Source organism: Nonomuraea jabiensis (assembly GCF_014204795.1).
GTDB classification, from domain to species: Bacteria; Actinomycetota; Actinomycetes; order Streptosporangiales; family Streptosporangiaceae; genus Nonomuraea; species Nonomuraea jabiensis.
Genome location: NZ_JACHMB010000001.1, coordinates 4,079,039 through 4,102,826, shown reverse-complemented (window position 1 = coordinate 4,102,826; position 23,788 = coordinate 4,079,039). Strand labels below are relative to the sequence as shown.

Here is a 23,788-nt window from a genome sequence, read left to right as displayed (position 1 = left end):
GATCCTTCTCCGCTCATGCCCGCCGCGAAGTGCCCGTCGACTGCGAGCGCCTGTGCTCGTAGACCCGCGGCACGCGCGACCCGATCCTGGTCACGATCTCATGCGTGATCGTGCCGAGATTATCCGCCCACTCCTGAACTGTCGGCTCGCCCCCGTCACCGGGGCCGAACAGCACGACCTCGTCACCCGCCGACAGGGCGTCGTCGCCCAGGTCGATCATGAACTGGTCCATGCACACCCGGCCCGCGATCAACCTGCGCCGCCCGCCGGCCAGCACCTCGGCCCGCCCCGTCGCGTGCCTGAGGATCCCGTCGGCGTATCCGAGCGGCACGAGGCCGAGCGTGGTCTCGCGGTCGGTGACGTACAGGTGAGCGTATGACACGCCCGAGCCCTCCGGAACCCGCTTGACGAGCCCGGCCTGCGCCACGAGCGTCATCGCCGGTCTGAGCCCGAAGTCGCCCAGCTCGGGGATGGGGCTCAGGCCGTACATCGCGATGCCGGGCCTGACCAGGTCGTAGCGGGCCTCAGGAAGCGTCACGGTGGCCGCGGAGTTGGCGAGGTGCCTGATCACGTGGGAGCCCGCCGCGCCGGCCCGCTCGGCCAGCTTCAGCGCCGTGCGGTACGCCTCCTGCTGCTGCTCGATGGACGGGTGGCCGGGGATGTCGGCGCAGGCGAAGTGGGACCAGAGGCCGACGATCTCGACGACGCCCTCGGCCTGCAGCTTCAGCGCCCCGTCGAGGAGCCCCTGCCAGGCGGCCAGCGGCGAGCCGCCCCTGCTCATGCCGGTGTCGGCCTCCAGGTGGAGCCTGGCCGTGCGCCCCGTGCGGCGGGCGGCGGCCTCGATCTCGCCGAGCAGCCCGGTGTCGGAGGCCGACAGCTCGATGTCCGCGTCGAGGGCCTCGTCCAGCGGCTCGCCCGGGGTGATGAGCCACGACAGGATCGGCGCGGTCACCCCGCCCGCGCGCAGCTCGAGCGCCTCCCGGACGAACGCGGTGCCCAGCCGGCTCGCGCCCGCCTCGATCACGGCCTCGGCGGCCGGCACCAGGCCGTGCCCGTACGCGTCGGCCTTGACGGCGCCCATCAGCTCCGCGCCGCCGGCCCGCTCCTTGAGCAGGGCCACGTTGTGCCTGATCGCGGCCAGATCGACCCGCGCCTGGGCCGGTGTGGCCATCGAGGAGTACATCCTTCTAGTGTGGCAGCTCACGCGGGTGGTCGAGCGCGGTTTCCGCCCCGCCCTCGCGGCCCGCGACCCCTACGACAGGCGGCCTCCGCCGGTCACCGCGCGGATGGCCGCCGGCACCGCCGTGGCCACGTCGGCCGCGGTCAGGGGCGCGCCCTCGGCGGCCCGCCGCCCGGCGAGCCCGTGCAGGAACGCGCCGCAGGACGCCGCGTCGTAGCAGCTCAGGCCCTGGGCGAGCAGGGCCCCCGCCACCCCCGCCAGCACGTCGCCGGTCCCCCCGGTGGCCAGCCAGGACGTGCCCGTGACGTTCACCCGGACCGGCCGCGACTCCTCGGCCACCACCGTGGTGGAGCCCTTGAGCAGCACGGTGACGCCCAGCTCGGCCGCGGCCCGGCGGGCGTGCTCCAGCCGGGCGGCCTCGATGTCGTCCCGGTCGGCGCGGATGAGCCGCGCCAGCTCGCCGGCGTGCGGCGTGATCAGGACGGGCGCCGGCCGCCGCAGCAGCCCGCGGTCCCGGGCCACCAGCGTCAGCGCGTCGGCGTCGATCAGCACGGGCACGCTGGAGGCCAGCACCTGGGCGGCCACCTCGTGCGCCCAGTCCCCGGTGCCCAGCCCCGGCCCGAGCACCCACGCCTGCACCCGGCCCACGTCGTCGATGGAGGGCCGCTCCAGCTCGGTGACCACGGCCTCCGGCCAGTGCGCGCGCACCTGGGCGACCGGCGCGCCGGGGCCCGCGTACCGCACCATGCCGGCTCCCGCCCGCAACGCGCCGCCCACGGCGAGCACGGCGGCGCCGGTGAACGTGTCGCTCCCGGCGGCGACGCCCAGCACGCCCCTGCGGTACTTGTCGGACTCGTTGCCGGGCCGCGGCAGCAGGACGTCCACGTCGGCGCCGGTCAGCGCCGCGACGTCGGGATCGGGCAGGTGGGCCCCGAGCCCGATGTCCACCAGCTCGACCGTGCCCGCGTGCTCGGCGCCGGGATCGACGAGCAGGCCCGTCTTGTACGCCCCCATGGTCACGGTCACCCGGGCCCGCACCGCCGGGCCCTCCACCCGGCCGCTGCCGGCGTCCACGCCGCTCGGCACGTCCACCGCGACGATCGGCCCGCGGGCCGCGTTCGCCTCCTCGACGAGGGCCCGGTACGGCTCCCGCAGCGCCCCCGAGGCCCCGATCCCGACGAGCCCGTCGACGATCAGGTCCGCGCGCTCCAGGGCGTCACGCTCGACGACCCGCCCGCCGGCCCGCATGAGCGCCGCGAGCCCGGCCTCGTGCGTCTTGGACCCGGCCAGGACGGCGCCCACCCACGCCCCGCGCCGGGCCAGCCGCTCGCCCGCGTAGAGCGCGTCACCGCCGTTGTCGCCGCTGCCGACGAGGAGCACGACGCGTTTGCCGTAGACCCTGCCCAGCAGGTCGGCGCAGACGGCGGCGAGCCCGGTGGCGGCCCGCTGCATGAGCGTGCCCTCGGGCAGCCGCGCCATCAACTCGTGCTCGGCGCCCCGGATCTGGTCGGCGGTGTAGGCGGTCCTCATGATTCCGAAGCTATCCCTCCGCGATCACATAGGCCACGGCCACGCCCGCGTCGTGGCTGAGCGAGACGTGCCAGCGCTTGACCCCGAGGTCGTAGGCGACCTCCGCGGCCTTGCCGGTGATCCGCAACTCGGGCTTGCCGCGCTCGTCGCGGTGCACCTCGGCCTCCAGGTGGGCCAGCCCCCTGGGCGCGCCGAGCGCCTTGGCCACGGCCTCCTTGGCGGCGAACCTGGCCGCCAAGGACCGCACCGGCAGCTCTATCTCGGCCTCGGTGAACAGCCGCTCCTTGAGCTGCGGTGTGCGCTCCAGCGCCGCCTCGAAGCGGTCGATGTCCACGACGTCAACGCCGATGCCAAGGATCATGACCCCAGCGTACTCAGAACAGGCCGCGCTCCCACGGACCCCAGATCGCGAATGACCTGCCCTGTTTCGCCTGGACGTTGACGTACAGGGTGTGGCCGCCGGGCCCGAACGTCGAGCCCGCGAACTCCGCCCCCGGGTCGTCGGGGATCGGCTCCAGGCGGCAGAAGTCGAAGATCTGCCCCGACTTCGTGAGCCCGCGCAGGTAGTTGTCGCCGTCGCCGTCCTCGCACAGCACGAGCGTGCCGCGCCTGCTGGCCGTCACGTTGTCGGGCAGGTCGAGCACCGCCGAGCGCGGCGACTCGTAGGCGAGCCTGAGCCTCCCGCTCCACGTCTCGTACGCCCACACCTGCCCCCGCCCCTTGCCGAACCCGGAGGGCGGCGTGTCGCCGGCCGCGGTGGCCCCGCCCTGGGTGGAGACGAAGTACACGACCCCCTGGTGGAAGACGGCCCCCTCCAGCCGGGAGAAGACGGCCGCGCCCGCCTCGCGCCCCTGCCTGCCCACGGCCTGGACGGCGTCGTCGTAGGCGGGCCTGCCGGTGAAGGTCGGGTCGGGGTCCTCGATGTCCACCCAGACGGTCTCGTACGTGGCCGCGGGCCGCTGCCCGACGGACAGGTCCTTGCGCTTGGCGCCCTTGACGGCCAGCATCTGCAGCCGCCCGCCGTCGAGCAGCCGCCCGGCCTGGACGGGGTGCTTCGGCGGCAGGTAGCGGTAGAAGCCGGAGGGGAAGGAGAAGTTGTCCTCGGTCATGTAGAGCGCGCCCGTGGAGGGGTCGAACGCGACCGACTCGTGCGGGAACCGGCCGGCCGACCTGATGGGCCGGGCGGTGGCGGCGCGGTTGACCGGCACCTCGAAGATGTAGCCGTGCTTGCGCGTGAGCTTGGAGTTGTCGCCGCCGGAGAAGTCGTCGGCCACGTCGGGGCCGTTGACCGTCTCCTCGCAGCTCACCCAGGCCCGCCACGCCATGGGGCCGCCCGAGCAGTTCATCATGGTGCCGTTGAGCGAGGGGCCGGACTGGATCACCTCTCCGTAGCGCGTGACGCGCAGCGTGGAGGTGCCGCCCCCGGCCATCGGGTCGTACGCCTTGGCCTTGTCGCCGAACGCGCCGACGGGGCCGTTGACCTCGTGGTTGCGGATCAGGATCGCGCTGTCCTTGGGACCGGAGAACGCCGCCATGCCGTCGTGCCTGCCCGGCACGGCCGACCCGTCGCTGAACTTCTCGCCGGCGGCGCTGAACGAGCGATATCTGAACCCCTCGGGCAGGTGCAGCCGCACCTTCCCGTCACGCAGGTCGGGCACGGGCCTCAGCCGCCCGTAACCCCCCTGCACCGGCTTGACGCCCCCTTGCGCTCCCGCGCACGCGACCCCGGCGAAGGGGCCCGCGACGGCGATCACGTTCGTGATGAAGCGACGACGGTCCATCAGACCTCCCAGCCCCGCACAGTAGCCGCCGACACTTGTTCATACGCGCGATTCGGCAAGACGGATCTTCCTTCCCCGAACTGAGTCTCGGTAATCCCACGCATTTATCCACAGGCTGTGGATCTCGCTGCGCGCACCCGGCCATGATCCGGTTCACCGCTCATCGCTACGCTGCCTAGGTGAACAACGGCTACGTGGAACTGAGCAGGGAGCAGTGGAGCGAGCTCCGCAAGAACACGCCCTTGACTCTCACCGCAGACGAGCTGGAAGAGCTTCGAGGCCTCGATGACCCCATCGATCTCACTGAAGTCACCGACATCTATCTCCCCCTGACCCGGCTGCTGAACCTGCACTTCACCGGATCCAAAGCGCGCAGCAGCGTGCTGAGCGCGTTCCTCGGGCACCCCGAGCAGCGCGTGCCGTACATCCTGGGCATCGCGGGCAGCGTCGCGGTCGGCAAGTCGACGACGGCGCGGCTCCTGCACACCCTGCTGGCCCGCTGGCCCGAGCACCCGCACGTGGAGCTGATCACCACCGACAGCTTCCTCTACCCGAACGCGGTGCTGGAGGCCAAGGGGATCATGCATCGCAAGGGTTTCCCGGAGAGCTATGACCGCAGGGCGCTGGTCAGGTTCGTGGCGGAGGTGAAGGCCGGGGCGGCGGAGGTGCGCGCGCCGATCTACAGCCACCTGGAGTACGACATCGTCCCCGGCGCAAGCCAAGTCGTGAAAAGTCCGGACATCTTGATCATCGAGGGGCTCAACGTCCTCCAGCCGGCCCCGCCCACGTCCCTCGCGGTCAACGACTACTTCGACTTCTCCATCTACGTGGACGCCAAGGTCGAGGACATCCGCAACTGGTACGTCGACCGCTTCCACAAACTCCGCCGCACCGCCTTCGAGGACCCGAAGTCGTACTTCCGGCACATCGCGGAGCTCTCGTACGAGGAGGCCACAGCCTTCGCGGTCAACGTCTGGCGCGACATCAACGAGCGCAACCTGGTCGAGAACATCGCCCCCACGAGGGGCCGGGCCGACCTCGTGCTCAAGAAGGGCGCCGACCACTCGGTACGGCGGGTACGCCTCCGCCAGACCTGAGCACCTCCTCGAACAGGAAACGGGCGAACCTGCCCCCGCACTCCTGGTCGTCCACCCCGGCGAACCAGCACTCCTCACCATGGTCGTGGCATCGGTATCGGATCATGCGCGTCAGCCTCACGCACATGTGTCAAAACGCCATCAACGTCCGATAGACGACAATGGCCTCTGTGCTACATCTGCGACTGATCAGCCCGGCCGCGCGGAGTGCCGAGGCGACCACGGTGTTGGAGGACTGCCCGGGCGTCACCAACATCGTCGTCCTGCCGGGCGCGGCCCGCGAGCCGGTGGGCGACGTGATCCTCTGCGACGCGGCCCGCGAGTCGGCCAACGAGGTGCTGAACCGCCTCAAGTGGCTGGAGACCGAGGGCTCCATCGCCATCGAGCAGGTCGATCTGTCGCTGTCCAGGGTCGCGACCGACGCGGTCGAGGAGGCGCCCGGCGATCCCGACGACGCCGTGGTGTGGGAGGAACTCGCCCACCGGGTGCACGCCGACTCCCGCATGACGTGGGCGTACCTGGCCTTCCTGGCCATCGCCACGCAGCTCGCGGGCATCGGCATCCTGCAGAACTCCCCCATCCTGATCGTCGGCGCGATGGTGCTCGGACCGGAGTTCGGCGCGGTCGCCGCCATCTGCTTCGGCCTGCTGCGCGGCAGCTGGCACCTGGTCATCACCTCGCTGCGGACGCTGGTCATCGGGTTCACGGTGGCGATCGCGATCACCTTCGCCTGCGCGCTCGTCTCGAACTGGCTGGGCTGGATCGACGTCGGCAACCTCCTCCGGAACGCGGAGGTCCAGTTCATCGTCAAGCCGGACCGGTGGTCGTTCATCGTGGCGCTGCTCGCGGGCGCGGCCGGGGTGCTGTCGATCACGGCGGGCAAGTCGTCGGCCCTGGTCGGCGTCTTCATCTCGGTCACCACCGTGCCCGCGGCCGGCTACGTGGCCGTGGCGCTGGCCCTGGGCGACTGGCAAGAGGTCTACGGCTCGGTCTCGCAGCTCGCCGTCAACATCCTCGGCATGGTCATCGCGGGCACGGGCACGCTGCTGGTCCAGCGGAAATTCTGGCCTCAAGTAGGACGGCGTTCATCCGTCTGAACGAGGCGGCGCGCCCTGGCCGCCGGGTACGGTCGGGCACATGCACATCCTCGCCACCGAGGGGCTGACCAAACGCTTCCCCACCGTCACCGCGGTCGACCAGCTCACGGTCACCGTGGGGCCCGGCGTCACCGGTCTGGTGGGGGCGAACGGCGCGGGCAAGTCGACGCTGATCAAGATCCTGCTCGGCCTGCTGCCGCCCACCGGCGGCGCGGCCAAGGTGCTCGACCTGGACGTGACCGCGCAGGGCGCCGAGATCCGCCGGCTCGTCGGTTACATGCCCGAGCACGAATGCCTCCCGCCCGACGTCTCCGCCACCGAACTGGTCGTCCACCTCGCACAGATGTCCGGCCTGCCGCGCACCGCCGCCCGCGAGCGCGCCGCCGACGTGCTGCGCCACGTGGGCCTGGCCGAAGAGCGCTACCGTGCCGTCGGGGGCTACTCCACGGGCATGAAGCAGCGCGTCAAGCTGGCCCAGGCTCTGGTGCACGACCCCAAGCTGGTCTTCCTGGACGAGCCCACCAACGGCCTCGACCCGCGCGGCCGCGACGAGATGCTGACGCTGATCAGGCGCATCGGCACCGAGTTCGGCATCAGCGTGCTGGTCACCTCCCACCTGCTGGGCGAGCTGGAGCGCATCTGCGACCACGTGATCGTCATCGACTCCGGGCGGCTGCTGCGCTCGTCCGCGATCGGCGAGTTCACCCAGGCCACCCAGACCGTCACGGTCGAGGTCGAGGAGGGGCTGGAGCCGCTGGCCGCCCGGCTGGCCGAGGCCGGCCAGACGGTCTCGCAGCAGGGCCGCCTGCTGGTGGTCAAGGTCCTCGGGCCCGAGACGTACGACATGATCAGGGACGCCGCCGTCGACCTGGACCTCTGCCTCATCCGCCTCGAACAGGGACGTCACCGCATCGAGGACGTCTTCAGGGAGGAGGTGGCAGGTGTCTGAGATCTACGACATCGGCTACCGGCACTACGACGGGCCCCGGCTCGGCCGCGCCCACGTGACCCGGGCGCTGACCGTCCACAGCCTGCGCGGCATCTTCGGCCTCGGGCGCACGGCCCGCAGCAAGATCATGCCGTTCTCCCTCTTCGTCATCATGCTCCTGCCGGCCGTCGTGGCCGTCGCGTCGATGGCCCTGGCCAAGCAGCGCATCCTCCCCTACAGCGGCTTCGCCGTCATCATGCAGGCCGTCGTCGCGGTCTTCCTGGCCGCGCAGGCGCCCACCGTGGTCGCGCCGGACCTGCGCTACCGCGTGCTGCCGCTCTACCTGTCGCGTCCCGTCTCGATCGCCGAGTACGTGGGCGCCAAGGTCACGGCGATGACCGCGGCGCTGTTCCTGCTGGTGGCGGTGCCCCTGACCTTGGTCTACGCCGGCGAGCTGGTGGTGGACATGCCCGGGCCGCCGGCCACCGGCGAATACCTCGGCTCCGTCCTCGTGGCCCTGCTGCTGGCCGTGCTGCTGTCGTCGTTCGGGCTGGCGCTGGCCTCGTTCACGCCGCGGCGCGGGCTCGGGGTGGCCTCCGTGATCGCCGTCTACCTGCTGTCGTCGGCGTCGGTCCCGTTGCTCTACGCGTCCCTGTACTCCTCGGGCAACGAGGCCGCCGCGACCTGGGCCTGGCTGGCCAACCCGTTCTGGCTGGTGGACTCCGTGCAGTCCTGGCTGTTCGACACCCCGCCGCACATCCCCGAAGGGGACTATCCGAGCGGCCCCGCCTCGGCCGCGGTCCTCGTGGTGCTGGTGGCGCTCGCCCTGGGCGCCCTCGCGCTGCGCTACAGGAAGGCGGCCTCGCGGTGAAGATCGAGCTGTCTCAGGTTTCCCGCTGGTACGGCAACGTGGTGGCGGTCAACGACGTCACCATGACGATCGGCCCCGGCGTCACGGGCCTGCTCGGCCCCAACGGGGCGGGCAAGTCCACGCTCCTGCACATGATGGCGGGCTTCCTGGCGCCCTCCAGCGGGTCGGTCACGCTGGACGGCCAGCAGGTCTGGAAGAACCACCACATTTACCGAAATATCGGCCTGGTTCCGGAACGGGAGGGCGTGTATGGCTTCCTCACCGGCTGGCAGTTCGTCCTCTCGGCCGCCCGCCTCCACGGGCTGGACGACCCGATCGAGGCGGCCCGCAAGGCCCTGGCCACGGTCGAGATGGAGGAGCCCAAGGACCGGCGCGTGGAGACGTACTCCAAGGGCATGCGCCAGCGCGTCAAGGTGGCCGCGGCGCTCGTCCACGACCCGCCCGTGCTCCTGCTCGACGAGCCGTTCAACGGCATGGACCCCCGCCAGCGCCTCCACCTCATGGACCTGATCCGCGCCATGGGCACGGCGGGCAAGACGATCCTGTTCAGCTCCCACATCCTGGAGGAGGTCGAACGGGTCGCCCAGCACATCGAGGTCCTGGTGGCGGGCCGGCACGCGGCGTCGGGCAACTTCCGCGAGATCCGGCGCCTGATGACCGACAGGCCGCACCTGTTCGTGATCCGTTCGAGCGACGACAGGAAGCTGGCCGCCGCCCTCATCCGCGACCATTCGACGGGCGGCATCACGCTGCGCCCCGACGGCCTGGAGGTCCAGGCCGCCGAGTTCCGCCGCTTCGCCTGGCTCCTCCCCCGGGTGGCCCAGGCGGAGGGCGTACACCTGCACCAGGTCTCCCCGGCGGACGAGGACCTGGAGAGCGTCTTCTCCTACCTCATCACCAGGAGCACCTGATGAATCCAGTTGTTGCCGGTATCACCTATCGGGCTCTGCTCGGTAGGCGCCGTATCATCCTGCTTCTGCTGCTGCCGCTCGCCCTGATCGGGCTGGCCGTGCTCTTCCGCGTGCTCGGCGGCGGCGACCAGGGCGCGGCCGTGCAGCTGATGCAGAAGTTCGCCATCAGCACCGTGCTCCCCCTGCTGGGCCTGATCGCCGGCACGGGTGTCATCGCCCCGGAGATCGACGACGGCACGATCATCCACCTGATGTCCAAGCCGATCTCCCGCCCGGTCATCATCCAGACGAAGTTCCTGGTGGCGGCCTCGCTGATGGCCCTGTTCGGCGCCGTGCCCACCTACGTGGCGGCCTGGATCCTGGCCGGCAACGAGGACGGCATCGCCCCGGGCTTCGCCCTGGGAGCGCTGGTGGCCGGCATCGCGTACGCCGCCGTCTTCCTCCTGCTGGGCGTCGTCACCCGGCACGCGGTCACGATCGGCATCATCTACGCCCTCGTCTGGGAGAGCGCGGTGGGCAACTTCATCGAGGGTGCCCGCAAGTTCTCGATCCAGCAGTGGGGCCAGACCATAGCCAAGCAGATCTCCGACTCGGCCTTCGTCCAGGCGGACGTCGCCCTGAGCTTCGCCGTACCCGCCCTGATCGTCGTCACGGTGGTCGGCGTCTTCTGGGCGGGCCGGCGGCTGCGGGTCTTCTCCCTCACCGGGGACGAATGAACGAACGGCCCGCGGGGGTCACCCCGCGGGCCGTTCGCACGGTTCGCTCAGACGCAGGCGGTGCGCACCACGTCGGCGAGGCGGCCGGCCACCTGGGTGGCGTGCTCCTCCGACGCGGCCTCGACCATGACCCGGATCATCGGCTCGGTACCGCTCGGCCTGATCAGGACCCGGCCCGTCTCCCCCAGCTCGACCTCCGCCTCGGCGACGGCGGCCAGCAGCTCGGGGGCGGCGGCCTTGCCCTTGTCCACGTCCTTGACGTTGATCAGGATCTGCGGCAGCGGCGTCATCACCGCGGCCAGCTCCTTCAGCGGCACGCCCGACTTGGCCACCACGCCCAGCAGGTGGAGCGAGGTGAGCAGGCCGTCGCCGGTGGTGGCGTGGTCGAGCATGATGACGTGGCCCGACTGCTCCCCGCCCAGGTTGTAGCCGTCGGACTTCATCCGCTCCAGCACGTAGCGGTCGCCCACCGCGGTCTCCACCACGGTGATGCCCGCGTCGCGCATGGCCAGCTTGAAGCCCAGGTTGGACATCACGGTCGCGACCACGGTGTCCTTGGCCAGGAGGCCCTCGCCGTGCATGGCGGCGGCGAGGATGGCCATGATGTGGTCGCCGTCGACGATCGCGCCCGTGTGGTCGATCGCCAGGCAGCGGTCGGCGTCGCCGTCGTAGGCCACGCCCAGGTCCGCCCCGCGCGACACGACGACCTGCGCGAGCTTGTCCAGGTGGGTGGAGCCGTGACCGGCGTTGATGTTGAGGCCGTCGGGCCTGGCGCCGATGGCCTCGACCCTGGCGCCCGCCCGCACCAGCGCCTCCGGGGCCACCATGTGGGCGGCGCCGTGGGCGCAGTCGACCACGATGTTCAGCCCGTCGAGCGCGGACTTCATCGTGGTCAGCAGGTGGGAGACGTACCGGTTGGCCTCACCGTACGCGTCCCGCACCCGGCCCACGGCCGAGCCGACCGGGAAGCTCCAGTCCTCGCCCAGCCGCCGTTCGATCTCGTCCTCGACCGCGTCGGACAGCTTGAAGCCGCCGCGGGCCAGGAACTTGATGCCGTTGTCCGGCGCCGGGTTGTGCGAGGCCGACAGCATGACGCCGAGATCGGCGCCGAGCGCGGCGGTGAGGTGGGCGACGGCCGGGGTGGGCAGTACGCCGAGGCGCAGCACGTCCACACCGGACGCCGCGAGGCCGGCGACCACCGCGGCCTCGAGAAACTCTCCCGAGGCGCGAGGGTCCCGGCCCACGACCGCCACCGGCCTGCTCTTGCGGCCGGCAGCGGCGAACGCGCCCGCATCGCCGAGGACGTGAGCCGCCGCGACCGAAAGGTCCATGGCGAGCTGCGCCGTGAGGTCGCGACCGGCGACCCCGCGTACCCCGTCGGTGCCGAAAAGGCGCGCCAATTTAGCGCTTGCTGTACTGCGGAGCCTTGCGGGCCTTCTTGAGGCCGTACTTCTTCCGCTCCGTGGCGCGGGCGTCACGGGTGAGGAAGCCGGCCTTCTTCAGCGGCGGCCGGTTGACCTCGACGTCCAGGATCGCCAGGGCGCGGGACAGGCCCATGCGCAGCGCGCCGGCCTGGCCGGTCACGCCGCCGCCGTCGATGCGCGCGATGACGTCGAACGCCTCCTCGGCGCCGAGCACCACGAAGGGCTCGTTGACGATCTGCTGGTGGACCTTGTTCGGGAAGTAGACGTCCAGCGAACGACCGTTGATCGTCCACTTGCCGGTGCCGGGGACGATGCGCACGCGGGCGATCGCCTCCTTGCGGCGGCCGGTGCCGTACGAGTTGCCCGTGGTGACGGGCTTGCGCACGGGCGCGTCGGCGCTGGCGGCGGACTCGGTGGTGTACTCGGACGGGAAGTCCTCGCCGGAGAATTCCTCCAGCTCGGCCTCGACGGCCGTCTCGACACCGGTGGGCTCAGCCACGGTTCTCCTCTAACTCTTTCGAACTACTACTGGGCGATCTGGGTGATCTGGAACGGCACCGGCTGCTGGGCCTGGTGCGGGTGCTCGGAACCCGCGTAGACCTTCAGCTTCTTCGCCATCTTCCGGCCGAGGGAGTTCTTCGGAAGCATGCCCTTGACGGCCTTCTCGACGGCCTTGTCGGGCCGCTTCTCCATGAGCTCGCCATAGCTGACGGAACGCAGACCGCCCGGGTAGCCCGAGTGGCGGTACGCCTTCTTCTGCTCAAGCTTGTTGCCACTGAGCGCGATCTTGTCCGCGTTGATCACGATGACGAAGTCACCGGTGTCGACGTGGGGAGCGAAGATCGGCTTGTGCTTGCCGCGGAGCAGGGTCGCGACGTGGCTGGCCAGCCGGCCCAGCACGACATCGGTCGCGTCGATGACGTACCACTGACGCTGGACGTCGGCGGGCTTCGGTGAGTACGTGCGCACGGTCGTAGCCTTCTTTATGCTCGCGTCTTCGGCGCTGTCGGATGCGACAGCTACATTTGGTCGGTCGGTGCGGGCACACGACGGCCCGGACCTTCCGTCTCCTCATCACGGGAGATGACGCCGGACGCGCCGCGCATTGGTCTCGCGGGACCTATGCACACAACGAACCTAAGCTACTCGCCCAAAGGCGCGCAGGTCAAAACGACCAGTAGCCCGGAGCGATTCTACCCGAACGCAGAACGGTTCGGTTTCGTTTCCCTGGGACCTCTTCTTTCCCAGGACCAGACATCCCTATCGTTAGCGGCGGTATGTGGCAGAACTCTCACTCCCGGCCAACCCAGCGGGGCGCTCGGCGCCGGAATCACCTGGGGGTGCTGGCCTGCCTCATGACCGTGCTCTTCACGGGGGTGCTGCTCGGCCGGCTCACCGACGACGCGGAGCCGATCCCCCATGTCTATCTCAACGAGACCGCACCGCCCGCGGCGGCCACCGCCAACCCCGCGCCGACGACGGCCAGGAAGGCGCAGCAGCAGGTCGAGATGATCCCCAGGGAGGTCACGACCAAGGCCCTGCCCCGCACCCGGGCCACCCCCAAGGCGACCAGATCGCCCGACGGCCGGATCGCCGGGTTCAACACCGAGGACAACCCCGCGCTGCTCAGCGACGGCGGCGGCGACGTGCAGATCATGCCCGGGCTGGCGGCCAAGGTCGTCTCGCTGACCAACTCCGCCAGGTCCCGCCGGGGCTGCGGGGCGCTGCGGGTGGACTCCGGCCTTTCCAGCTCCGCGCGTACGCACTCGCTGGAGATGGCCCGGACCGGGCAGCTCGCGCACACCTCCCCCGACGGCTCGTCGCCGTGGGACCGGATGGAGCGGGCGGGATACCGCTGGGGCGCCGCCGAGAACATCGGCGCCGGGTACAGCACCCCCGAAGAGGCGGTACGCGGCTGGCTCGACAGCCCCGACCACCGCAAGAACATCCTCGACTGCGGTCTGAAGGCCATCGGGGTGGGCGTCGCGTCCGGCCCGGACGGGCCATGGTGGACTCAGGACTTCGGAACCCGATGACGCGCATCACGGTAATGTCGCCGCATGGCTTTTCCCGAAGGACGTGAAAACAGCGCCCCCTATGGCATGGGGAGTGTCTTCCAGCCTGCGGGCAGACGCCGCGCTCCGAACGGTCCCGGCGGTCCGGACGGCCCCGGCGGTCCCGGCGGCCCTGGCCCAGGCGGCCCCGGTGGCCCTGGCGGCTCCGGCGGCCCAGGCGGTCCCGGCGGCTCCGGAGGCCCAGGCGGTCCCGGTGGGCCGGGCTTCTTCGGCGCCCCCAACGGCCCTGGCGGCCCTGGTCCCGGGGGCCCTGGCGGTCCTGGTCCCGGGGGCCCTGGCGGTCCCGGTCCCGGCGGCCCTGGCGGTCCCGGTGGCCCGGGCCCGGGCGGTCCTGGCGGCCCCGGCTTTTTCGGCGGCCCGAGCGGACCGGACGGCCCCGGTGGCCCCGGGGGTCCTGGAGGCCCTGACGGTCCGGACGCTCCCGGCGACGGCGGCGACACCCCCCGCCGCTCCCGCCGTTCCCGCAAGGAACGCGCCGCCGACGACTCCGAGCAGGAGAGCAAGTCCGACAGCGCGCCGCAGACCCCCGACAGGGCCCCGCAGAGCCGGGTCGGCTGGAGCCCGTACGACGAGGGCCCCCGCTCGCGCGCCCCGCTGTGGTTCGCCATCGGCGGCATAGCGGTGCTCGGCCTGCTCGGCGGCGGCCTCGCGATGATGTGGAACGCCGACAAGCCCGTCACGGCCCAGACCACGACCCCCCGCATGACCGCGCCGCCGCTCCCGTCGGCCCCGCCCGGCAAGTACGGCTTCGCGGCCGAACGGTCCACGGACCCCGAGCCGATCACGGTCAAGGAGATCTTCGGCAAGACGAAGAAGATCACGATCGCGGGCCGGTCGTACGAGATGACGATCACGAGCAAGGACAAGAAGTGCTCTGACGGCGCCCTGGGCGACGCCTTGAAGAAGGCGCTCAAGGACGGCAAGTGCAACCAGCTCGTACGCGCCAGCTTCCGCGACAAGGCCGGCAAGATCATCGGCACGGTCGGCGTGGCCAACCTCAAGACCAGCAAGTCGGCGTCCAAGGTGGCCAAGGCCGGCAGCACGGCCAACTACGTGAAGCCGCTGGCGGGCAAGGACAGTGTCACCAAACAGCTCGGGTCGGGCGCGGGCGGCGCCAGGATCTGGACGCACGGCCACTACGCGATCATGGTCTGGTTCCAGAACAAGGACGGCACGAAGCCAGACAAGAAGGGCTCCAAGCAGATCTTCTCCGCCATCGACGACATCACCAAGGCGACGGTCTTCAAGGCTCTGGACAACCGCTCGGTCACCGGAAGCCCCCTCTAGCGAAACCGGCTTCTCATTCGATAGGCCCCCAAACGGGATGCCGGATCCCACTGGGAACGCTCATACCGACATAACGATCTCGCTACTCTCGCTAGGCTCGCCCTATGCGTGGCCAGGAACCCGGGTCTGAGCACGATCGCAGGGAAGCCGACGGATCGGCCGCACCAGCGACGCCACCGCCGAGCTTCGGCCAGACCAGCGGGCGAGACGTACCACCGGCGTTCGCCCCCGCCGACGAGGAGGTGCGCGGCTCCTCCGACGACGCGCCGCCCGCCCCGCCGCCGGCCCCGCGGGGCGAAACGGCGGGCGAGGCGGCAGGCGAGGCGGCGGAGGCGGGGACGCAACCCTCCGTCCCCGTCCTCCGGAGCGCGCCGCCCGACCCCGGCGACGAGCCGCCCGGCGTACAGCCGTGGGAGGTGGCGGGCGACGACGCCGCGCCGTACGACTGGTACGACGACGAGTCCGAGCCCACCCGCCCGGGCGGCCTGCGCCCGCCGCACCCGGTCGCCGAGGCGGAGGACCCCGACCAGACGCTCGTCGGCCGGCCCCGGTCCACGCTGGGCGAGCAGCTGCGAGCCGAACAGGTGCGGGCCATCCGCCCCTGGGACGATCCGGAGCCCGGCGTCTGGCCCGCCGAGCCGGCCGCGCCCGGCGGCCCGTCGTGGGAGCCGCCACCGGCGTTCACCGCCGCGGCGGCGGGCATGCCGGTGTGGCCCGCGCCCCCCGGCGACCCGCACGCCATGCCGCCCTGGCCCGCCGCCACGGGCGAGCTGGTGGCCGAGCCCGACAACGACGAGCCGGGCTCCCCCTTCGACCCCAACGCCACCCAGCCGGAGGGCCTCACCCGCCCGGCCCACTACTTCGACCCGGAGGCGGCCCGCCGGGAGGCCGCCCAGCAGGCGGAGGTCAGGGCCCAGCCGCCGTCCATCGCCGACCAGGACACCCCTCCCGACGGCTTCCTGGCGGCCCCGGTCGCCACGCCGGAGGAGGATCTCGCCGAACCGGCGGTTCCACCCTTCCCCCCCAAGCCCACCGAACCCGGCACCCCGCCGCTCTCACTGTCCGATCCGGCCAACGCGTCGGCCCGCCCGCCCGAGCCCGGCGACGTGCCCGTCTGGCCGCCCAACCCGCCATCCGAGGCCAAGCTGCCCGATCTCCCGTTCTCCAGGGACACCTGGGGACAGAAGCCCGCCGCCCCGCTCAGCCGGCCCCAGGGCGGCAGTCCGGCGTTCCCGCCTGGAGCGTTCAAACAGGCCCCCTTCCAGACCCCGCCCCCGCCGCCCGCCCCACCCGGCAAGAGCAAGCGGGCGCTGCTCGTCACGCTGGGCGCGCTGGCCCTGGCCGGGGTCGCGACCGGCGGATTCTTCGCCTACCAGGCGGTCACCTCCCCCACGCCCACCACGGCCGCCACCCGGCCCACCGCGTCGAGCGAGCCCAGCACCGGGACGCCCGCCGCCGCGGCGCCCTCCGACGCCCCCGACGGCACGTCCATCCTCAACTCCGAGCAGACCGACCCGCAGAAGCTGTCGCTCTCGGAGGCGTTCCCGAAGAAGAAGGTCAGCGCGGCGGGCACCACGTTCACCAGGGTCAAGGCGACCGTCGAGACGAGCTGCGACAAGGCCGCCACAGGGGAGTTCGCGGACGCGCTGAAAGAGCAGAAGTGCAGCCGCGTCCTCAGGGCCACCTACGTCGACGGCAAGCACCGCTACGCGGTCACCACGGGCATAGCGGTCCTGCCCGACAAGGACGCGGCCATCATCGCCGACCAGTCCAAGAACCTCTCACGCAACGTCTGGTTCCGCCCGCTCCCCGGCGCCGACGGCTCGGGCGGCGAGCGCGTGAACATCGCCGGCGGCTACGCGGCCGGGATGGTGTGGGGCCGCTACATCGTCTTCAGCTACGCCACCTACGCCGACGGCCACACCCCCGAGTCCAAGGAGAAGACGCTGCCCAAGGTCAGCGGGGCGTTCCGAGACCAGACCTCACTCGTCCTCGAGCGCCGCGTCACCAAGGGCTGACGGCGTCCGCTGCAGGACGGCGGTGCGCACTCGCCGCGTGGCCTGAGCCCGCGCGGCGAGCTCCGGCTCCGCCGGGTAGCCCACCTCCTCCAGGCACAGCCCGTGCGCGGGCGCGACGTGCACCCCCGAGTCCCGTACGGCCCGCGCCAGCACCTGGCCGGGCCACTCCACCGGCCGGCTGCCGTCACCGGCCGCCAGCAGCGACCCGACCAGCGCCCGCACCATCGAGTGGCAGAACGCGTCCGCCACGACGGTCGCCACCAGCACCCCGTCGGGCTCGCGCGCCCAGTCCAGCCGCTGCAGCTCCCTGATCGTGGTAGCGCCCTCGCGCTTCTTGCAGAACGCCGCGAAGTCGTGCTCCCCGAGCAGCCGCGCCGCCGCCGCGTTGAGCGCGCCGGCGTCCAGCGGCCGGTTGTGCCAGACCACCTCGCGCCGCCGCAGCGGGTCGACGCCGCCCGCCGCGTCGCTCACCCGGTACGCGTACCTCCGGAACATCGCCGAGAAACGCGCGTCGAAGCCCTCAGGAGCCACGCAGACCCGATGAACCCGCACATCCGGGGTCAGGATCCCACCCAGGCGCCTGACGAGCGCAGCGAGCCGCTCATGGACGTCCAGGGGCCCTCTGTTGCCGTCGAGCTCGGCCAGCGACCCGTCGGGGACGTCCACGTGGGCCACCTGGCCGCGCGCGTGCACGCCGGCGTCGGTGCGGCCGGCCACGGTCAGCATCGCGGGCTCGCCGAGGCGCAGGATCCTGCCGAGCGCCTGCTCGATCTCGCCCTGGACGGTCCGGCGTCCCGGCTGCCTGGCCCACCCGGAGAAGTCGGTCCCGTCGTACGCGAGGTCGAGGCGGAGCCGTACCACGATGATCCTCCTTCAACTGAAAACGGGCCCGCACCCCGCAGGGGGTCCGGGCCCGTCTCGTCCGACCTGAAAGATCAGGCCTCGTCCTTCTTCGCCTCAGCCTCGGCGGCCGGGGTCTCCTCGGCGGCGGGAGCCTCCTCGGCGGCGGCCTCGGGGGCCTTGCTCTCCTCGGCGCTCTCCTCGGCCTTGGGAGCCTCGGTCTCCTCCGCGGCGGGCGCCGGAGCCGCGGCGGCGGCCGGGGCCTCGGTGCGGCGGGTCGTGACGCCGTTCAGCGGCTCGGTCACCAGCTCGATGACCGCCATCGGGGCGTTGTCGCCCTTACGCGGACCGACCTTGGTGATCCGGGTGTAGCCACCGGGACGCTCGGCGAACGTCGTCGCGATCTCGGTGAAGAGGTGGTGCACGACGCCCTTGTCCTTGACGACGGTCAGGACCTGGCGACGGTTGTGGATGTCGCCCTTCTTCGCCTTGGTGATCAGGCGCTCCGCCACCGGGCGCAGGCGCTTGGCCTTGGCGACCGTCGTGCGGATCTTGCCGTGGCGGAACAGATCGGTGGCCAGGTTGGCCAGGATCAGCCGCTCGTGCGCCGGGCTGCCGCCAAGACGTGCACCCTTGGTGGGCTTGGGCATGGTCTTTCTCCTCCTGGATTAACCCGCCCCGGCCGTACCAGGTACCGGAGTCGGGCCGGATCGCAGTCGCTCATGCGATCCGTTGCTGTGGCCCCGCGCCATGACACCGCGCGGGGCCTTCGAAAAGCGGATCAGTACTGCTCGGTCTCGACGTAGGCGCTGTCGTCGTCGTCGTAGCCGCCGCCGGCCACCGCGCTCGGGTCGAACCCGGGCGGGGAGTCCTTGAGCGCCAGCGACATCTCGTGCAGCTTCTGCTTGACCTCTTCGATCGACTTGGCGCCGAAGTTGCGGATGTCCAGCAGGTCCTGCTCGCTGCGCGCGACGAGCTCGCCCACGGTGTGGATGCCCTCGCGCTTGAGGCAGTTGTAGGAGCGAACGGTGAGGTTGAGCTCCTCGATCGGCAGCGCCAGGTCGGCGGCCAGGGCGGCGTCGGTCGGCGACGGGCCGATGTCGATGCCCTCGGCCTCGACGTTGAGCTCGCGGGCCAGGCCGAAGAGCTCGACGAGGGTCTTACCGGCGGAGGCCACCGCGTCGCGGGGCTTCATGGCCGGCTTGGTCTCGACGTCGAGGATGAGACGGTCGAAGTCGGTGCGCTGCTCGACTCGGGTCGCCTCGACCTTGTAGGTGACCTTGAGCACCGGGGAGTAGATCGAGTCGATCGGAATGCGACCGATCTCCTGACCCGGCTGCTTGTTCTGGGCGGCGGAGACGTAGCCGCGACCGCGCTCGACGGTCAGCTCCATCTCCAGCTTCGCCTTGCCGTTGAGCGTGGCGATGCGCAGCTCGGGGTTGTGCACCTCGACACCGGCCGGCGGCGCGATGTCGGCGGCGGTGACCTCACCCGGGCCCTGCTTGCGCAGGTACATCACGACCGGCTCGTCGTGCTCGGAGGAGACGACCAGTTCCTTGAGGTTGAGGATGATGTCGGTGACGTCTTCCTTGACCCCGGGAACGGTCGAGAACTCGTGCAGGACGCCCTCGATCCGGATGCTCGTCACGGCCGCGCCCGGAATGGACGACAGCAGCGTGCGGCGGAGCGAGTTGCCGATGGTGTAGCCGAAGCCCGGCTCCAGCGGCTCGATGACGAACCGGGACCGGGTGTCGTCGATCGACTCTTCGAGAAGAGTCGGACGCTGAGCGATCAGCATGTGGGGTCTCCCCTTTTCGTGTGGCGCCCGCTATATGACGCCACTCCGATAAACAGCGTAGTCGAGGTGCGGAAATCCGCACCTCGACTCAGGCTCACTTCGAGTAGTACTCGACGATGAGCTGCTCCTGGACCTGGGTGTCGATCTGCTGGCGAACCGGCAGCTGGTGAACCAGGACGCGGAGCTTCTCGGGCACGACGCCGAGCCACGCGGGAACGGTGCGCTCGCCCGCGGTCGCCCGGGCGACCTCGTAGGGCAGAAGGTTGCGCTTGTTCTCGCGGACCTCGATGATGTCGTGCTCGCGAATGCGGTAGGACGGGATGTCGACCTTCTTGCCGTTCACCAGGATGTGGCCGTGGCGCACCTGCTGGCGGGCGGCGTCGCGCGACTGGGCGAACCCGGCGCGGTAGACGACGTTGTCGAGACGGCTCTCCAGGATCTGGAGCAGCGCCTCACCGGTCTTGCCGGTCTTGCGGGTGGCTTCCTCGTAGTAGTTGTGGAACTGCTTCTCGAGGACGCCGTAGATGCGGCGGGTCTTCTGCTTCTCACGAAGCTGAAGCTGGTACTCGGACTCCTTGGGACGTCCGCGGCCGTGCTCACCCGGCGGGTAAGGACGGATCTCGATGGGGCACTTGGCAGACTCGCACTTGCTGCCCTTGAGGAAGAGCTTGGTCTTCTCGCGACGGCACAGCTTGCAGTCGGCGCCCGTGTAACGAGCCATTTCTCAGTATCTCCTGGGCTTGTTCAGACGCGGCGGCGCTTCGGCGGCCGGCAACCGTTGTGCGGGACCGGGGTGACGTCCTGGATCGAGCCCACCTCGAGGCCGGTGGCCTGGAGGGAGCGGATCGCGGTCTCACGGCCGGAGCCGGGACCCTTGACGAAGACGTCAACCTTGCGCATGCCGTGCTCCATGGCGCGGCGAGCGGCGTTCTCCGCGGCCATCTGGGCGGCGAACGGGGTGGACTTGCGGGAGCCCTTGAAACCCACGTGGCCGGCGCTGGCCCAGGAGATCACGTTCCCGTTGGGGTCCGTGATCGAGACGATGGTGTTGTTGAACGTGCTCTTGATGTGGGCGTGCCCGTGAGCGACGTTCTTCTTTTCCTTGCGGCGCACCTTCTTCGGCGCGCCCTGACGGCTCTTAGGAGGCATTGTTTGCCATTACTCCTGAGGTCTTCGGTCCGCGGCTGTGGACTACTTCTTACCGGGCTTCTTCTTGCCGGCCACGGTCTTCTTCTTGCCCTTGCGGGTGCGCGCGTTGGTCTGCGTGCGCTGACCGTGGACGGGCAGGCCCTTGCGGTGCCGGATGCCCTGGTAGCAACCGATTTCGATCTTGCGACGAATGTCGGCCTGGACCTCGCGGCGCAGGTCACCCTCGATCTTGAAGTTCGCCTCGATGTAGTCACGCATCGGGACGAGCTCGGTGTCGCTGAGCTGGTGCACGCGCAGGTCGCCGCTGACACCGGTGGCCTGGAGGATCTCCTGGGCGCGGGTGCGGCCGATTCCGTAGATGTAGGTGAGAGCGATCTCCAGCCGCTTCTCGCGGGGGAGGTCGACGCCAACCAGGCGAGCCATGGTCGGGCATTCTCCTTCTTTGTGGCGGAGGTCTTGCGCCGCACTACCCCTCCCCAATGCCCGGGGTGAGGGCCCCGGCCTCCGACCGGGGGTCTCCCGAGTGGTTCGGGCCTTCGAAAAGGGCCCGCCTGCTCAGGTGTGGGACGCGATTACTGACTCAGGCTCCTCATGCGTCGAGCCCGCTCCCTCAATCGGGGCGGACTCGGAGGAGCCTTGCGGCGACTAGCCCTGGCGCTGCTTGTGGCGCAGGTTGTCGCAGATCACCATGACGCGACCGTGCCGGCGGATCACCTTGCACTTGTCGCAGATCTTCTTGACGCTCGGCTTTACCTTCATTGTCCTTCGTGATTCCTCAGACGTCTTACTTGTATCGGTAGACGATCCGCCCACGACTCAGGTCGTAGGGGCTCAGTTCAACGACTACCCGGTCGTCCGGCAGAATCCGGATGTAGTGCATCCGCATTCGCCCGCTGATATGGGCCAGGACCTTATGGCCGTTGTCGAGCTGCACCCGGAACATGGCGTTCGGGAGCGACTCGACCACAGTGCCCTCGATCTCGATGGCGCCGTCTTTCTTGGCCAAGATTCCTCGCGTTTCACTGATCGATCGTCTGAGGCTCCGGTTCACTAAGCAGCCGCGACCTCACGCTTCGAAGAGAGCGGCGACCGGCAACGGTCGCCGACGCGTGATGGTCATAGTGAGCCGACTAAGGAGTGTACGACACCTGAGCCTAAAACGCGAAACGCGTGCCAGGTGTCCTGACACAACCACGGACGAGTCTACCCCACGTTCACCGGCCTTCGGACCTTCCTGCACAGCGGAAGGCCCGCCGAGGGAGAGATCCCGGCGGGCCCTGTTCCATTGGGTGAGGTCCTAGTAGATGCGGTGCGTCGGACCGCAGTACGTGGTCGGGCCGCCCCAGCAGGTGTAGGTGTACAGCTTCTGGATGCCGAACTTCGACCAGGTCGCCTGGTACGAGCCGTCCCAGCCCTGGACGAACTTGTGCCAGCTGCCGCCGGAGTAGTACTTGAACCACACGTACCCCTTCTTCGGCGTGAACTCCTTGCCGTACCAGTGGGTGTAGACCTTGCCGTGCTGCTTCCAGGTCTTGCCGTAGGTGAAGGCCTTGTGGTTGCCGGAGTAGTACTTGCCCCAGCTGCTGATCGACGTGGCCGTCGACTGGGTGGCGGTGGCCGCCTGGGCGGCGGGGGCGACGGCGAGCCCGGTGAGGGCGATCGAGCCGGCGAGAGCGGTGGCCGCCAGGATCTTGCGCATTTCGGTTCCTCCGTGAGTCGTGCTTCTCGACACAGCTCACGTTAGGAATCCAGACATATCCGTACTGCGCACGAATGCACACAGTGCACTAGTGCACACAGCCCTACTTGTTCTTCTTTTTCTTCTTGGACTTGTCGGGCGGCGGGCTGCCGAAGACGGTGCTGATCAGCAGGATGACGCCCCACGGGCCCATGACCCACAGCGGCCAGGGGTAGATCAGGTGCTCGGACGTGATGCTCACGATCAGCCAGATCACCCAGTTGATGCCGCTGGCCGACGCCCATGCGCCCCAGGCCGCCCGCAGGCCGGGGTGCAGGCCGGTGCGCCGTGCGGGGCTCTGTGACACCGTGGCGGGCTGGTTGCGCAGGTCCACGTCGGGCAGGTCGACCGTCAGCTTGGCCAGCTCTCCGTACGTCCTGCTCTTGTAGAGCTGCTCGAGCCGCTCGTTGAACTCGTCCATCGTGATGCGACCCTGCGCGGTGTGCTCGCGGAGGATGGCGGCGACGCGGTCGCGGTCGGCGTCGGAGGCTCGCATCTCGGGGCTGTTCGCCATCCCACCCACTCCCGGGGGTCAGTTCTGCGGTTGGGCCAGGCGCTCTTGCCCGCCGTCCAAGGCGGTCAGCACCCAAGGACCATTATGTGTCACGGCGACACTGTGCTCGAAGTGCGCGGAGTGCTTGCCGTCGACCGTCACGACGGTCCACTCGTCGGCCAGCACGCGGGTGCGCTCGGTGCCCAGGTTCACCATGGGCTCGATGGCCAGGCACATGCCCTCTTCCAGCACCGGGCCCCGGCCGGGGCGGCCGTGGTTGGCGATCCAGGGGTCCATGTGCATCTCGGTGCCGATGCCGTGGCCGCCGTACTCCGGGGGGATGCCGAAGCGGCCCTGAGACTTGACGTACCGCTCCACCTCGCAGCCGATGTCGGACAGGTGGCGGCCGACCCGCAGCGCCGCGATGCCGCGCCACATGGCCTCCTCGGTGATCCGCATCAGCTCGGTCAGCTTCGGGTCCACCTCGCCGACCGGGACCGTCACGGCCGAGTCGCCGTGCCAGCCGTCCAGGATCGCGCCGCAGTCGATGGAGATGATGTCGCCCTCGCGCAGCTTCCTGGCGTCGGTCGGGATGCCGTGCACCACCTCGTCGTTCACCGACGCGCAGATCGTCGCCGGGAAGCCCTGGTAGCCCTTGAACGACGGGATCGCGCCCTCGTCCCTGATCGCCTTCTCGGCGATGACGTCGAGGTCGAGCGGCGTCATGCCGGGCTCGACCGAGCGCTTCAGCAGGTCGAGCGTGCGCCCGACCACCAGGCCGGCCGCCCGCATCTTCTCCAGTTGCTCCGGCGACTTGATCTGGATGCCGTGTTTGTTCCTTTTGAACATCTTCTG

Annotated in this window: 27 protein-coding genes; 9 read left to right on the top strand and 18 right to left on the bottom strand. The window is 70.3% G+C overall.

Features of this window, described 5'->3' with window-relative positions; genetic code table 11:
* Nucleotides 1-13: 13 nt before the first annotated feature.
* From alr to HD596_RS18900, 4 genes are all read right to left on the bottom strand, one after another.
* Entirely contained in the window at nucleotides 14-1,171 is a 1,158-nt protein-coding gene (gene alr / locus HD596_RS18915; RefSeq protein ID WP_185070673.1) for an alanine racemase, read from the bottom strand.
* An 81-nt stretch (nucleotides 1,172-1,252) separates the two neighbouring features.
* A complete protein-coding gene (locus HD596_RS18910) occupies nucleotides 1,253-2,710 on the bottom strand; it encodes an NAD(P)H-hydrate dehydratase (RefSeq protein WP_185070672.1) in 1,458 nt (485 codons plus the stop codon).
* 10 nt (nucleotides 2,711-2,720) lie between these two features.
* Nucleotides 2,721-3,071 carry a holo-ACP synthase gene (locus HD596_RS18905; RefSeq protein ID WP_185070670.1) on the bottom strand — a complete coding sequence of 117 codons (351 nt, stop codon included), beginning with the start codon at nucleotides 3,069-3,071 and terminating at the stop codon, nucleotides 2,721-2,723.
* 13 nt (nucleotides 3,072-3,084) lie between these two features.
* Nucleotides 3,085-4,491 (bottom strand): alkaline phosphatase PhoX, encoded by a 1,407-nt coding sequence (locus HD596_RS18900; RefSeq protein WP_185070668.1) that lies wholly within the window; start codon nucleotides 4,489-4,491, stop codon nucleotides 3,085-3,087.
* A gap of 194 nt (nucleotides 4,492-4,685) precedes the next feature.
* On the opposite strand from HD596_RS18900, the gene coaA reads away from it, so the two are divergent.
* The 6 genes from coaA to HD596_RS18870 all read left to right on the top strand — a co-directional run bounded on the left by coaA (nucleotide 4,686) and on the right by HD596_RS18870 (nucleotide 10,111).
* Nucleotides 4,686-5,588 carry a type I pantothenate kinase gene (gene coaA, locus HD596_RS18895; RefSeq protein ID WP_185078558.1) on the top strand — a complete coding sequence of 301 codons (903 nt, stop codon included), beginning with the start codon at nucleotides 4,686-4,688 and terminating at the stop codon, nucleotides 5,586-5,588.
* A gap of 170 nt (nucleotides 5,589-5,758) precedes the next feature.
* On the top strand, nucleotides 5,759-6,685 hold the full coding sequence (locus HD596_RS18890; protein WP_185070666.1) for a DUF389 domain-containing protein: 927 nt from the start codon (nucleotides 5,759-5,761) through the stop codon (nucleotides 6,683-6,685).
* Between the two features lie 40 nt (nucleotides 6,686-6,725).
* On the top strand, nucleotides 6,726-7,634 hold the full coding sequence (locus HD596_RS18885) for an ABC transporter ATP-binding protein (protein WP_185070664.1): 909 nt from the start codon (nucleotides 6,726-6,728) through the stop codon (nucleotides 7,632-7,634).
* Entirely contained in the window at nucleotides 7,627-8,484 is an 858-nt protein-coding gene (locus HD596_RS18880; protein WP_185070662.1) for an ABC transporter permease, read from the top strand. Before HD596_RS18885 ends, HD596_RS18880 begins: the two co-directional genes overlap by 8 nt.
* On the top strand, nucleotides 8,481-9,395 hold the full coding sequence (locus HD596_RS18875; RefSeq protein WP_185070660.1) for an ABC transporter ATP-binding protein: 915 nt from the start codon (nucleotides 8,481-8,483) through the stop codon (nucleotides 9,393-9,395). The genes HD596_RS18880 and HD596_RS18875 overlap by 4 nt, the downstream gene beginning before the upstream one ends.
* Nucleotides 9,395-10,111, top strand: a complete 717-nt coding sequence (locus tag HD596_RS18870) for an ABC transporter permease subunit (RefSeq protein ID WP_221519392.1) — start codon at nucleotides 9,395-9,397, stop codon at nucleotides 10,109-10,111. Before HD596_RS18875 ends, HD596_RS18870 begins: the two co-directional genes overlap by 1 nt.
* Nucleotides 10,112-10,158: 47 nt before the next feature.
* Here the strand turns inward: HD596_RS18870 and glmM are convergent, their stop codons facing one another.
* Genes glmM through rplM form a run of 3 tightly spaced genes read right to left on the bottom strand, consistent with a single transcriptional unit; the run spans nucleotide 10,159 to nucleotide 12,504 of the window.
* Complete coding sequence (gene glmM / locus HD596_RS18865) at nucleotides 10,159-11,511, bottom strand: phosphoglucosamine mutase (RefSeq protein ID WP_185070659.1); 1,353 nt, start codon at nucleotides 11,509-11,511, stop codon at nucleotides 10,159-10,161.
* Between the two features lies 1 nt (nucleotide 11,512).
* Nucleotides 11,513-12,034 (bottom strand): 30S ribosomal protein S9, encoded by a 522-nt coding sequence (gene rpsI, locus HD596_RS18860; protein ID WP_185070658.1) that lies wholly within the window; start codon nucleotides 12,032-12,034, stop codon nucleotides 11,513-11,515.
* A gap of 26 nt (nucleotides 12,035-12,060) precedes the next feature.
* Nucleotides 12,061-12,504, bottom strand: coding sequence for a 50S ribosomal protein L13 (gene rplM / locus HD596_RS18855; RefSeq protein WP_185070656.1), 444 nt, complete (start codon nucleotides 12,502-12,504; stop codon nucleotides 12,061-12,063).
* Between the two features lie 386 nt (nucleotides 12,505-12,890).
* Between rplM and HD596_RS18850 the strand changes: the two genes are divergently transcribed.
* The 3 genes from HD596_RS18850 (at nucleotide 12,891) to HD596_RS18840 (ending at nucleotide 16,915) form a co-directional block, all read left to right on the top strand.
* Nucleotides 12,891-13,571, top strand: a complete 681-nt coding sequence (locus tag HD596_RS18850) for a CAP domain-containing protein (RefSeq protein WP_185070654.1) — start codon at nucleotides 12,891-12,893, stop codon at nucleotides 13,569-13,571.
* A gap of 660 nt (nucleotides 13,572-14,231) precedes the next feature.
* Entirely contained in the window at nucleotides 14,232-14,897 is a 666-nt protein-coding gene (locus HD596_RS18845; protein ID WP_185070651.1) for a hypothetical protein, read from the top strand.
* Nucleotides 14,898-15,001: 104 nt separating this feature from the next.
* Nucleotides 15,002-16,915, top strand: a complete 1,914-nt coding sequence (locus tag HD596_RS18840; protein ID WP_185070650.1) for a hypothetical protein — start codon at nucleotides 15,002-15,004, stop codon at nucleotides 16,913-16,915.
* Here HD596_RS18840 and truA read toward each other — a convergent pair.
* From truA to map, 11 genes are all read right to left on the bottom strand, one after another.
* Complete coding sequence (gene truA, locus HD596_RS18835) at nucleotides 16,880-17,776, bottom strand: tRNA pseudouridine(38-40) synthase TruA (protein WP_185070649.1); 897 nt, start codon at nucleotides 17,774-17,776, stop codon at nucleotides 16,880-16,882. The genes HD596_RS18840 and truA overlap by 36 nt on opposite strands.
* A 74-nt stretch (nucleotides 17,777-17,850) precedes the next feature.
* Nucleotides 17,851-18,405: a 50S ribosomal protein L17 gene (rplQ, locus tag HD596_RS18830; protein WP_185070648.1), complete on the bottom strand. Its 555-nt coding sequence runs from the start codon at nucleotides 18,403-18,405 to the stop codon at nucleotides 17,851-17,853.
* A gap of 131 nt (nucleotides 18,406-18,536) precedes the next feature.
* Complete coding sequence (locus HD596_RS18825) at nucleotides 18,537-19,553, bottom strand: DNA-directed RNA polymerase subunit alpha (RefSeq protein ID WP_103960866.1); 1,017 nt, start codon at nucleotides 19,551-19,553, stop codon at nucleotides 18,537-18,539.
* 94 nt (nucleotides 19,554-19,647) lie between these two features.
* Complete coding sequence (rpsD, locus tag HD596_RS18820) at nucleotides 19,648-20,274, bottom strand: 30S ribosomal protein S4 (protein WP_185070645.1); 627 nt, start codon at nucleotides 20,272-20,274, stop codon at nucleotides 19,648-19,650.
* A gap of 23 nt (nucleotides 20,275-20,297) precedes the next feature.
* The gene (rpsK, locus tag HD596_RS18815; protein WP_020542285.1) at nucleotides 20,298-20,702 is read right to left on the bottom strand and encodes a 30S ribosomal protein S11; all 405 of its coding nucleotides are present in this window, start codon (nucleotides 20,700-20,702) and stop codon (nucleotides 20,298-20,300) included.
* A gap of 42 nt (nucleotides 20,703-20,744) precedes the next feature.
* The gene (gene rpsM / locus HD596_RS18810; protein WP_125644650.1) at nucleotides 20,745-21,125 is read right to left on the bottom strand and encodes a 30S ribosomal protein S13; all 381 of its coding nucleotides are present in this window, start codon (nucleotides 21,123-21,125) and stop codon (nucleotides 20,745-20,747) included.
* A 222-nt stretch (nucleotides 21,126-21,347) separates the two neighbouring features.
* Nucleotides 21,348-21,461, bottom strand: coding sequence for a 50S ribosomal protein L36 (gene rpmJ, locus HD596_RS18805; RefSeq protein ID WP_003956441.1), 114 nt, complete (start codon nucleotides 21,459-21,461; stop codon nucleotides 21,348-21,350).
* A gap of 25 nt (nucleotides 21,462-21,486) precedes the next feature.
* Nucleotides 21,487-21,708, bottom strand: coding sequence for a translation initiation factor IF-1 (infA, locus tag HD596_RS18800; RefSeq protein WP_012887858.1), 222 nt, complete (start codon nucleotides 21,706-21,708; stop codon nucleotides 21,487-21,489).
* A 291-nt stretch (nucleotides 21,709-21,999) separates the two neighbouring features.
* Nucleotides 22,000-22,401, bottom strand: coding sequence for a hypothetical protein (locus HD596_RS18795; RefSeq protein ID WP_185070644.1), 402 nt, complete (start codon nucleotides 22,399-22,401; stop codon nucleotides 22,000-22,002).
* A 103-nt stretch (nucleotides 22,402-22,504) separates the two neighbouring features.
* Nucleotides 22,505-22,954, bottom strand: a complete 450-nt coding sequence (locus HD596_RS18790) for a DUF1707 SHOCT-like domain-containing protein (RefSeq protein WP_185070642.1) — start codon at nucleotides 22,952-22,954, stop codon at nucleotides 22,505-22,507.
* Between the two features lie 18 nt (nucleotides 22,955-22,972).
* On the bottom strand, nucleotides 22,973-23,782 hold the full coding sequence (map, locus tag HD596_RS18785; protein ID WP_185070639.1) for a type I methionyl aminopeptidase: 810 nt from the start codon (nucleotides 23,780-23,782) through the stop codon (nucleotides 22,973-22,975).
* Nucleotides 23,783-23,788 lie beyond the last annotated feature (6 nt).